10 protein-coding genes and 1 tRNA gene are annotated in these 9,497 nt (G+C 66.3%); 5 read left to right on the forward strand and 6 right to left on the reverse strand.

What is annotated here, in order from left to right; genetic code table 11:
• The first annotated feature begins 113 nt into the window (after positions 1–113).
• Positions 114–1,040, forward strand: coding sequence for a carbohydrate kinase family protein (locus C2847_RS04895; RefSeq protein ID WP_105317349.1), 927 nt, complete (start codon positions 114–116; stop codon positions 1,038–1,040).
• Here C2847_RS04895 and hisH read toward each other — a convergent pair.
• From hisH to C2847_RS04915, 4 genes are read right to left on the reverse strand one after another with little or no spacing between them, the layout of a single operon-like run.
• Complete coding sequence (gene hisH / locus C2847_RS04900) at positions 1,005–1,601, reverse strand: imidazole glycerol phosphate synthase subunit HisH (protein ID WP_105317350.1); 597 nt, start codon at positions 1,599–1,601, stop codon at positions 1,005–1,007. The genes C2847_RS04895 and hisH overlap by 36 nt on opposite strands.
• Before the next feature lie 3 nt (positions 1,602–1,604).
• The gene (gene hisB, locus C2847_RS04905) at positions 1,605–2,189 is read right to left on the reverse strand and encodes an imidazoleglycerol-phosphate dehydratase HisB (RefSeq protein ID WP_105317351.1); all 585 of its coding nucleotides are present in this window, start codon (positions 2,187–2,189) and stop codon (positions 1,605–1,607) included.
• Positions 2,182–3,234 carry a pyridoxal phosphate-dependent aminotransferase gene (locus C2847_RS04910; protein ID WP_105317352.1) on the reverse strand — a complete coding sequence of 351 codons (1,053 nt, stop codon included), beginning with the start codon at positions 3,232–3,234 and terminating at the stop codon, positions 2,182–2,184. Before C2847_RS04910 ends, hisB begins: the two co-directional genes overlap by 8 nt.
• 13 nt (positions 3,235–3,247) lie before the next feature.
• Positions 3,248–4,183 (reverse strand): thiamine-phosphate kinase, encoded by a 936-nt coding sequence (locus tag C2847_RS04915; protein ID WP_105317353.1) that lies wholly within the window; start codon positions 4,181–4,183, stop codon positions 3,248–3,250.
• Positions 4,184–4,210: 27 nt separating this feature from the next.
• On the opposite strand from C2847_RS04915, the gene C2847_RS04920 reads away from it, so the two are divergent.
• The 4 genes from C2847_RS04920 to C2847_RS12520 all read left to right on the forward strand — a co-directional run bounded on the left by C2847_RS04920 (position 4,211) and on the right by C2847_RS12520 (position 8,862).
• Entirely contained in the window at positions 4,211–4,927 is a 717-nt protein-coding gene (locus tag C2847_RS04920) for a 2-phosphosulfolactate phosphatase (RefSeq protein ID WP_015716527.1), read from the forward strand.
• Positions 4,915–5,619, forward strand: a complete 705-nt coding sequence (locus tag C2847_RS04925; RefSeq protein WP_105317354.1) for a WecB/TagA/CpsF family glycosyltransferase — start codon at positions 4,915–4,917, stop codon at positions 5,617–5,619. Before C2847_RS04920 ends, C2847_RS04925 begins: the two co-directional genes overlap by 13 nt.
• Positions 5,620–5,628: 9 nt before the next feature.
• Positions 5,629–7,524 (forward strand): tetratricopeptide repeat protein, encoded by a 1,896-nt coding sequence (locus C2847_RS04930; protein WP_105317355.1) that lies wholly within the window; start codon positions 5,629–5,631, stop codon positions 7,522–7,524.
• Between the two features lie 168 nt (positions 7,525–7,692).
• Positions 7,693–8,862, forward strand: a complete 1,170-nt coding sequence (locus C2847_RS12520; RefSeq protein WP_244187355.1) for a motility-associated ABC transporter substrate-binding family protein — start codon at positions 7,693–7,695, stop codon at positions 8,860–8,862.
• A 42-nt stretch (positions 8,863–8,904) separates the two neighbouring features.
• Here C2847_RS12520 and C2847_RS04940 read toward each other — a convergent pair.
• Positions 8,905–8,980: transfer RNA gene (locus tag C2847_RS04940), tRNA-Ala, on the reverse strand.
• 37 nt (positions 8,981–9,017) lie between these two features.
• The gene (locus C2847_RS04945; protein WP_105317356.1) at positions 9,018–9,380 is read right to left on the reverse strand and encodes a hypothetical protein; all 363 of its coding nucleotides are present in this window, start codon (positions 9,378–9,380) and stop codon (positions 9,018–9,020) included.
• Positions 9,381–9,497: the final 117 nt, after the last annotated feature.

Below are 9,497 nucleotides of genomic sequence, written 5' to 3' on the forward strand. Positions count from 1 at the left end.
GTGAGGCCACTTGTTATATTCTTCTCATAACCCCGGGGTATACTTCTCCCAAAGCAACGGGGCCCTTGCGCTATAGTAAGGGCAAACCCTGTGCCTTGCGGGAAGGAGGCAAGATGCGGTTTTTCGTGGTGGGCGACGTTTCCGTGGACCTGCTCTTCTTCGTAGAGCGCATACCGGAGCCGGGGGAGGAGGTTCCTTCCCGCCGCGCCCTGATGAAACCGGGAGGCGCCGGGGCCACCCTGGCGGTGCAGCTTTCCAGCCTAGGCCACCGGGTCTACCTGGCGGGCCGGGTGGGGCAGGATCCCTTCGCGGAGCTGGCCCTTTCCCGGGTGCGGGAGCTGGGGGTGGACCTAAGGCACCTTCAGGAGGACCCCGACCACACCACCAGCTCCGTGCTGATCCTTTTGGTGCCAGGGGGGGAAAGGGCCATGGTGAGCGCCGAGGGAGCAAGCCGTTACCTAGATCCTTCCCTCTTCAAACCCCGTTTCCTAGACCAGGCGGACGCCGTGGTCCTCTCCGCCTACGCCCTGGTGGGAGGGCCCAGCCGCAGCTACGCGGTGGAGGTCCTCGAGGCCGCCAGGAAGCGGGAGATGCCCATCTTCGCCGACCTGGGAACCGGGGCGGTACGGGCGGCGGGCAGGGAGCTCTTAAGGTACCTGCGGGGCGTAACCTGGCTCCTCATGAACCAGACGGAGCTCTTGGTCCTGGCGGAGGCCTCCTCCCTTTCCCAGGGGGTGGCCCGCCTCCGGGAAGAGGGCTTCCACCACCTGGTCATCAAGGTAGGGGCCATGGGCTCCATTGTGGTCACCCCGGAAGGGGAGGAGCTCATCGAACCCTTCCCCGTGGAGGACATCGTGGATTCCACGGGATCCGGAGACGCCTATACCGCTGCCTTCGCCCACGCCATCCTGAGCGGGAAAAGCCCCCTGGAGGCGGGCAGGCTGGCCAACCTGGCCGGGGCCTTGGCCGCCACCGCCATCGGCGCCCAGGGCAGGCTCATCCGGCTAGAGGACCTGGAAGTAGCGGTGGGCCAGGGCTAAAAAGGCCAGGCCCGCCTTTCCGCTCTTTTCCGGGTGGAACTGGGGGGCCAGGAGGTTTTCCTTGGCCAGCAAGGCGGTGAAGGGGGTACCCTCGTACCCCCCCCGGCCCAGGGAGTAGGGAGTAAGGGGGCCGTAGTAGGAGTTGGCGAAGTAGAAGTGGCGCTCGGAAAGCTCCTGGAAAGCGCCTGCGAAGCGCACCCGGTTCCACCCCATCTGGGGCACGCGGCCTTGGGTAAAGCGCCTAACCACCCCCTCCACCAGGCCCAGCCCCCTGACCCCCGGGGCCTCCTCGCTTTCCTGGTACAGGACCTGCATGCCCACGCAGATGCCCAGGAAGGGAAGGCCCCTTTCCAGGTGGGCCAGGACCCGGTCCACAAAACCGCTATTCCGGAAGGCCTGCATCACCTGGCCGAAGTGGCCCTGGCCAGGAAGGACCAGGAGGCTGGCCTCGAGGTGGGCCTGGGGGTCCGAGGAAACCCTGACGGCAAAGCCCGCCGCCTCGAGGGCCTTGGCCGCACTTCTCAGGTTCCCGGAACCGTAGTCGATGAGCAAGGCCTTCATGCCCTAAAGCACCCCCTTGGTGCTGGGAAGCCCCTCCCCCGTGATCCGGGTCGCCCGGTGCAGGGCCCGGGCCAGGGCCTTGAAGCTGGCCTCCACCACATGGTGCGCCTCCCTTCCCGAAAGAAGCCGAAGGTGCAGGGTGAGGCGGCCGTGGTTGACGAGGCCCCTTAGAAACTCCCGGAGGTGGTAGTGGTTCACCCCCCCCGCCTCCCCCACCACGGGCCACGCCTCCGGGCGGTACTCCAGGTGGGGCCTCCCCGAGAGGTCCAAGACGCAAAGCACCAGGGTCTCGTCCATGGGGGCAAAGGCCTCGGCGTAGCGTTCCACGCCCCTTCCCTCCCCCAAAGCCTCCCTTAAGGCCTGGCCCAGGGTGATGCCCACATCCTCCACCAGGTGGTGCACGTCCACCTCGAGGTCCCCTTTGGCCTCCACCTCCAGGAGAAAACGCCCGTGGCGCTGGAGCTGGAGGAGCATGTGGTCCAGGAAGGGAAGGCCCGTGGCCACCTCGCCCCCCACCGGTCCATCCAAGCCCAGGCGCACCCGCACCCAGGTTTCCGCGGTCACCCGCTCCACGGAAGCCTCACGCATAGGCCACCTCGAAGGCCACCTTAAGAAAGGCGTCCATCTCCTCCTTGGAGCCCACCGTGACCCGAATGCACCCCAAAAGGCCCGGGTAGTGGTCCTGCCTGCGCACCAGGATCCCCTGGGCGAGAAGGTGGCGGAAAGCCTCCTCGGCATCCGGGGTCCGCACCAACAGGAAGTTGGTGTGGCTCCTATAGGGCCGCCAGGTGGGATGGCCCCTAAGCCTCTCATAAACCCGCTCCCGCTCGGCCCGCACATGAGCCGCCACCGCCTCCACGTAGCCGGGGTTTTCCAAGACCACCTCCAGGATGGTCCCGGTGTGGGCGGGAAGGACAAAGGGAGGAAGCACCTCGCGGACAAGGGCGGCCACCTCCGGCGAGGCCAGCAAATAACCCGCCCTCACCCCTCCCAGGGAGAAGGCCTTGGAAAAGGTGCGCAAAAAGGCCACATGGGGGTTTCCCCGTCCCAGGGAGCTAAAGTCCGTACCGGCGAACTCCCGGTAGGCCTCGTCCACCACCAGTAGCCCCTCCGCCTCCTTGGCCCTCTCGGCCAGGGCCCAAAGGGCCTCCTCGGGGAACAGGGCCCCCGTGGGGGCGTGGGGGTTGGGCAGGAAGAGGACCCCACCCTGGAAGGCGGAAAGAAGCTCCTCCAAAGGCAAGGCGAACCCTTCCTCCCCGGCCTCCAAAGGTATAGCCCGGTAAGGGGTTCCCGTCACCCGGGCGGCATGGGCGTAGTGGGGAAAGGAGGGGCTTACATCCAAAACCGCCGCCGCCGCCACCGCCAGGGCCAGGATGAGGAGGTTGGAACCCGGTGCCAAGACGATGCCCTCCTCCGGCCACCCCACCCGGGCGGCAAGCCTTTGCCGCAAGGCCTCGGCGTGGATCTCCGGGTACCGGTTCCAGGAAAGGTGGGCCAGGCGCGTCAGGGCCTCCGCCTTCAGGGCCTGGGGAAGGTCAAAAGGGCTTTCGTTCTGGTCCAGCTTCACCGGGGCCTCCACCTTCTTGTAGGGATAGGGGGAGATTCCCCGGAGGTGCGCCTTAAAGGCCCGCATGGGTCAAGTATAGCTAGAAGTGGACGTAACCCCGCCGCTTTACGGGCGTGCCCAGGAAGTACACCCCCTCCCCCTCGGACACCTGTCCGGCGCGAAAAAGGGGAAGCCCCGCCTCCTTCGCCCGGGCCAGAACCTGGGCCTCCTGCTCCGGGGGAACCGCCAGCACCGCCTCAAACTCCTCTCCCCCGTAAAGGACCAGCTCATGGGCCAGGGCCTCATCCCCGGCGAAGGCCAGCACATCGGGGTAAAGGGGAAGGGCCTCGAGGTCCACCCGCACCCCCTGTTCCGAAAGCTGCCAAAGGGTTTCCGCCAGGCCATCCGAGGAGTCTAAGCCACCCCGGAGGAGGCCCTTAAGGCTGAGGAGCTCCAGCCGGGGCAAAGGGTAGAAGGCCGCCTCCCGGATCTCCGGATAGGCCCCCAGGTCCCGGGCTTGGTAGTGGGCCTGTATGGCCGCCCCCGTCCTGCCCCAGCGGTCCCCGGCCAGGTAGAGGAGGTCCCCCGGAAGGGCCTTACGGGGTAAGGGAACCTCTGCCTGGGCGAAGCCAGAAACGGTGAGGGCCACCTCCTCGCCGGCGTTGGTGTCCCCCCCAAGGAGCACGGCCCCAAGACGCCCTGCCGCCTCCGCCGCACCCTTGACCAGCTCAAGGGCGAAGTCCTCCTCCAAATCCGGGGGCAGAAAAAGCCCCAGGGTGAAGCCCAAGGGCCTTCCCATCTTGCAAAGAAGGTCGGAGGCCGTGGCCGCCACCCCCCGGAAGCCCACCTCAAAGGGCCCCATCCCCAGGAGGGCCACTTCCCGGTAGAGAAAGCCATCCGTCTTCAAAAGCCAGGCCACCTCCCCCACCCAGACCCCCCCGGCATCGTCCCCGGGAGGCAAGGGGGCCCCCGACGGGTAGCCGATGGGAGCCAGCTTCCCAAGAAGCGCCCGCTCGCCCAAGTCCTTAAGCCGCATACGCCCAGGCTAGGGTATCATGGCGGGGTGTGCCGGGTTGACCTTTGCCTCACGCCAGCCCGCGGCCCCCTGGTCCTGGTGGAGGTCCTCCCCGCAGGGAGCCTCCTCACCCAGCTCCTGGCCCAAGGAGCCCTGGAGGTCTGGGTAGCCCCAGGGCCCAAGGTGGCCCGCCTTCTGGCCCAGGAGCTGGGCCAAGGGGTCCTTCTCCTGGGCGAGGTGGAAGGCTTCCCTCCCGAGGGCTTCCACGGCCGGCTTTCCCTGGTGGACCTGGAAAGCACCCCTGTGGCGGGAAAAAAGGCCATCCTGGTGGCTCCCCTCCTCAACGCGAGCCTCCTGCCCGGAGAGGAGGAGGTGTACGTGGCGGGGTTTCGCAACGCCAAGGCGGTCCTGGAAGCCCTTCGCGGCCTAAAGGGGCTGGTGCTCCGGCCCTCCGGGGCCCCGGAGCCCCTGCTCTCGGCGGTGGTGGCGGCCGGCTTCCTGCAGAAGCGTCTCTCCCCCGATGGCCCCACCACCCTGGCCACCGCCCTCCTCAAAGCCTTCCCCGATCCCCAGGAGGCCCTCTTCCAAAGCCCAGAGGGCCAGGCCCTTCACAAGGAGGGGCGCACGGAGGAGCTGGCCCGGGCAAGCCTTATCGGGGTGGATCCCGTGGTGCCCAGGCTCGCCGGGGTGCGCTTCTTCCCCAAGGTGGAGTTCGGCCTGACCCAGGACCGCTACGCCCAGAGGTTTGTGGCATGGAACGGGTAGACCTCCTAGGCCTTCCCCTGGATCCTGTGGGGATGGAGGAAGCCCTGGCCCGAATCCAGGGCTTCCTAAAGGAGGAAGGCACCCACCAGGTGGTCACCCTGAACCCAGAGATCGCCGTGCGGGCCCAGGAGGACCAAGCCCTCAAGCAAGCCATCCTCGAGGCGGAACTGGTAACCCCGGACGGGGTCGGCATCCTCTGGGCTGCCAAAAGGCTTTTGGGCCTGGAACTTAAGGAGCGGGTCACCGGGGTGGACCTCACCCTGGCCCTTCTAAGCCGCTTCCCCGGCATCCGGGTCTACCTCCTGGGGGGCAGGCCCGGGGTGGCGGAGCGGGCGGCCCTCGAGGCCAGACGGCTCGGGGCGGAGGTGGTAGGGTACCATCACGGCTACTTCCAGGAGGAGGAAGGGGTGGTGGAGGACATCCGGCAAAAGGCCCCGGACCTCCTCCTGGTGGGCATGGGGGAGAGGCAGGAAACCTTTATCCACCGGCACAAAGCCCACCTGAGGGCCAAGGTGGCCATGGGGGTAGGGGGCACCCTGGACGTGCTGGCCGGCGAGGCCCGACGCCCCCCGGCTTGGGCGCAGAGGCTCGGCCTGGAATGGCTTCTCCGGGTGGGGCTGGACCCCAAGCGTTGGAAAAGGGCTCCCAGGCTTTTCCGCTTCGCTTATATGGTTCTCAAGGAAAGGCGCTAGAATGCGTCCATGGTGACCCCAAAGCGCTTCCTCGCCCTTCTCCTTCTCCTGGGGCTCAGCCTGGCCCAAGGGCTGGTCCTGCCCTTTGAAGGCCCCCAGGGCTTCCGCCTGGCCCAGGCTTTCGCCCAAGGCCTCAAGGCCCCTCCCCCCACCCTCCTGGCCCTTCTCCTTCCCGATCTGCCCTGGCGGAGCGGCTACGACCTGGCCGGAGGGCTTTACACCCAGGCAGGGGCCCGGCTGGCCCAGGCGGCCACGGGGGCCGAATGGGTCCTCCTGGGCAAACAGGAGGAAGGGGGCCTGAGGCTCTTCCTAGCCCGCAGGGATGGGGTCAAGGAGGGGCGGTTCGCCACCCCGGACCTGGCCTGGCTCTGGCTCCAGGGGGAGGGTCTGGTCCAAAAGTTCAGCTCCCTACCCCACCCCGCCCTCTCCGAGGAGGAGCTCAGGGCCCTGGCCCACGGGGAAAACCCCGATCCCCTCCACCAATCTGCCCTGGACCTCAAGGAGGGGCGGGGAAGCGGGCTTTTAGAGGGGATCCTTCCGGAAAGGCTCCTCCTTCTCTGGCAAGGAAAGCTCCCTCCCGCCTACCAGGCCTTCGCCCTCCTCTCCCAGGGCAAGCGGGAGGAAGCCCTAAAGCTGACGGAAACCCTCCTGAAAGGGGATGTCCTGGAAAAGACCGCCGCAGAACTGGTCTTTAGGACCCTCGAGGACCCCCGCTGGAAGGAAGCGGCCCGCAGCCTGGCCCAGGCCTTCCCCGAGCTTCCCCTGGCCTGGGAGGAGGTGAGCTTCGCCGCCTTCGCCGACGAAAAAGGAGAGGAAGCCAGGAATGCCCTGCTGAAGGCCATCCGGCTCAGGCCAGATTACTGGCTTTACTGGACCAACCTGGGCTGGGCCTACTACCTCACGGGGGATCTCCCCAGGGCCATCCTGGCCTCAAAGCGGGCGGTGAAGCTCATGCCCAACGCCACCGCCTACTACAACCTGGGCCTGTTTAAGGCCATCTACGGGGACTTCCTGGGGGCCAAGGCCGCCTACGACCGGGCCCTGAGGCTGGACGAGGGGGAGGACTTCCCCGAGGCCTTAAAGGACCTGGAGGGGCGGAGCGAGCCCCTGGCCTTTTTCTTCCGGGCCTATGTGGCGGAACGGGCAGGACTTCCGGCCAAGGGGCTTTACCAAGCCTTTCTGGAAACCCATCCCCGGCATCCCCTGGCCCAGGCGGCAAGGAGGGGCCTGCATCAGGAAGAGGGAAGGCTTGCTCTGGAGGTGAAAAAGCTTTCCCTGATCCCCGGGGACCTGGAAGCCCGGCCCTTCCACGCCGGGGAGGCGGTCTTCCCCGAGGTCAAGCTCATGGGAAGCCCCTACCTTCCCCGGCGCGAGCTGCAAACCCTCCTCTACAAGGAAGGTGCCCTGGTGGCCCAGGAGAAAAAGCCCTTGGGCTTCCCGCCCCTCACCGCCGCCCTCGAGGAGGTGGCCCCTGCGGTCAGCCTGCCTGAGCCAGGCAGGTACGTGCTGGAGGTGCGCTACGGCGAGGCCCAGGCCCTCATCCCTCTGGAGGTGGGTCCCGAAAGCCTGGCCCGGAAGCTTTATGCCCTAGGCCTCGAGGTGCGGGACCTTTCCGGGAACCTTCTCCTCACCCCCAAGGAAACCCTGGGCCCCGATGGGGACCAGCTTCTTCTGGAAAGGACCCTGGAGGCCCTCAAGGAGGCTGCCCCTCTAGCCACCAGCGCCCGGCTCACCGCCCCCCTCCCCCAGGGTCCCTATGCGGGAAAGAGCGTCCAGGAACTGCTGAAGAACCCCACCTTGGAAATGGTCCGCTCCTTTTTCCAAAAGGTGGTGGAAGCCCCCGAGCTCCTGGCGGATAACGACGTGGTGAACGCCCTGGTGAACTGGCTCCTGGAAAGCCGGTAACGCTGTAACGGCCCTGTAACGCTTGATCGGGTTTACCCTAATCCTGGTCTCATTAGACCGGATGGGAGGCGTATTCGTATGGGGATTTCTCAGCATTGGCGTTTGGGTATCCTGGCATTGGTAGCGGCGTTGGGCGCTTGTTCCAGCCCTCAAGGGGTTAAGCCCAACATGGTGGTTCCCGGGCCCCGGGACGACGCCGGGGGCGACCCCGCCCAGGCTTGCGGCAAGGTCCTCGAGGCCCCCATGGGCAAGGTGGGAAACCTCCTGGTGTGGAACACCCAGGACACCCTTTTTGTAAGGCTCTCGGGGATCGCTCCCTGGCAGCTCACGGAAAGCCACGCCTATGCGGGAACAGCGGCCCCGGGTGGCTGGTGGACCTTCCCCGCCCAGGCGGTCCACGATCCTTACGTGACCACCTTCACCTACGCCTTTGCGTTGGCGGACATTGGGGTTAACCCCGGGGACACCCTCCAGGTGGCGGGCCACGCCTTCTTCCTGACCCCCAGCTACAACTTCAGCGAGGCCCAGGGCCAGGTGGAGTTTACCGTGAACCGGTGCGGCACCACACCCCCACCCCCGGGTAAGGACATCGTGGTCTTCAACGACATCAACCCCTTTGACAACACGGGCATGGCCAACGACAACAACAAGCTTATGGTGAAGAACCTTGTCAGCTACATCACCTCCGGCCCCCGGGGAACCGGCACTAAGGTCCTCTTTGACCGCGGGAGGGATTCGGTCTGCGGCGGCACCGGGGAGTGCAACGACAGCAACCTCTCCACCATGCGGAGCATCATCGCTGGGGAAGGGTTTGCCATAGAGGAACTGGGATCCACCGCGGGCTCCATTACCGCCCTCCCCGCAGACGTCAAGGTCATCTTCCTCTGGAACCCCAGGGAAACCTTCACCAACGGGGAGATCCACGTGTTCAAGCAGTTCGCCTCCGAGGGCGGGCGGGTGGTCTTCATAGGGGAGTGGCAGGGCTACTACGACGCCATCACCTTAGAGAACGACTTCCTGAGCAAGATGGGAGCGGTGATGACCAACACCGGCCAGGCGGTGGACTGCGGCTACAACACCCTGCCCCAGGCCTCCCTGCGCCCCCACCAGATCACCCAGGGCATGACCGATGTGACCATCGCCTGCTCCTCGGTGCTGGTGCCAGGGCCCAACGACTACCCCCTCTACTACGACTCCACCAATACCAAGGTGCTCTCCGCCGTGGCCACCATCGACACCACCCCCTTGCCCCTGGGCCTGGTCCAGCCGGCCCGGGTCATCGTGTCTCCCCAGAGCCTGCACCCCCTCTTGAACCCTGGCTCGGCCACCGGTTACTAGAAGTTGCAAAAGGCAAACCTCCCGCCGCAGCGGGAGGTTTTTTGGTGGAGCCGACGGGACTCGAACCCGTGACCTCCTGAGTGCGATTCAGGCGCGCTCCCAGCTGCGCCACGGCCCCACGCGCCCTATATGGTAGCCGGGGGCCTTGGCCTTGTCTAGTCCCCTTCCTTGAGCCGGACCTCCACCCGGCCCTTCTTGTCCTTCACGGAAAGCTTAGCCTTGGCCTTACCCTTTTTGTACTCCGCCTTCCACTCGTCCTTCTTCGCCTCGTACTTCACCCGCACCCAGCCCCGGCGGCGAAGGTCCTCGTCGTGGTAGCGGAAGATGGCCTCCGCCTGGGAATAGCGGTACACCACCACGAGCCCTTGGGGCTCCGGAAGGCGCTCCGCCACCACCGCCTGGGGGAAGAGGTGGAAGGAGAGGCTGGCGGTGATGCGAAGCTCCAAAGAGGGGGTGGGGCTGGCCTCGAGGGCCCAGGCCAGAACCAGTAAGGGCAGCATCCCCAGCACCCTGCGCATGCCCTTAGCCTACCCCACCTTCCCCCGCACCTCCTGAGGGCTACCTAAAGTACTGAGCTCCCCCTCTAAGTTCGGACATCCTTTACCTCCTGGGGATGAGGGGGAACAGGAAATAGC

It is taken from the genome of Thermus tenuipuniceus, from assembly GCF_002964845.1.
GTDB classification, from domain to species: Bacteria; Deinococcota; Deinococci; order Deinococcales; family Thermaceae; genus Thermus; species Thermus tenuipuniceus.

Excerpts from the sequence above, each read along its gene's own strand:
- C2847_RS04895 (WP_105317349.1), top strand. The coding sequence starts at position 114 with ATGCGGTTTTTCGTGGTGGGCGACGTTTCCGTGGACCTGCTCTTCTTC.
- hisH (WP_105317350.1), bottom strand. The coding sequence starts at position 1,601 with ATGAAGGCCTTGCTCATCGACTACGGTTCCGGGAACCTGAGAAGTGCG.
- hisB (WP_105317351.1), bottom strand. The coding sequence starts at position 2,189 with ATGCGTGAGGCTTCCGTGGAGCGGGTGACCGCGGAAACCTGGGTGCGG.
- C2847_RS04910 (WP_105317352.1), bottom strand. The coding sequence starts at position 3,234 with ATGCGGGCCTTTAAGGCGCACCTCCGGGGAATCTCCCCCTATCCCTAC.
- C2847_RS04915 (WP_105317353.1), bottom strand. The coding sequence starts at position 4,183 with ATGCGGCTTAAGGACTTGGGCGAGCGGGCGCTTCTTGGGAAGCTGGCT.
- C2847_RS04925 (WP_105317354.1), top strand. The coding sequence starts at position 4,915 with ATGGAACGGGTAGACCTCCTAGGCCTTCCCCTGGATCCTGTGGGGATG.
- C2847_RS04930 (WP_105317355.1), top strand. The coding sequence starts at position 5,629 with ATGGTGACCCCAAAGCGCTTCCTCGCCCTTCTCCTTCTCCTGGGGCTC.
- C2847_RS12520 (WP_244187355.1), top strand. The coding sequence starts at position 7,693 with ATGGTGGTTCCCGGGCCCCGGGACGACGCCGGGGGCGACCCCGCCCAG.
- C2847_RS04945 (WP_105317356.1), bottom strand. The coding sequence starts at position 9,380 with ATGCGCAGGGTGCTGGGGATGCTGCCCTTACTGGTTCTGGCCTGGGCC.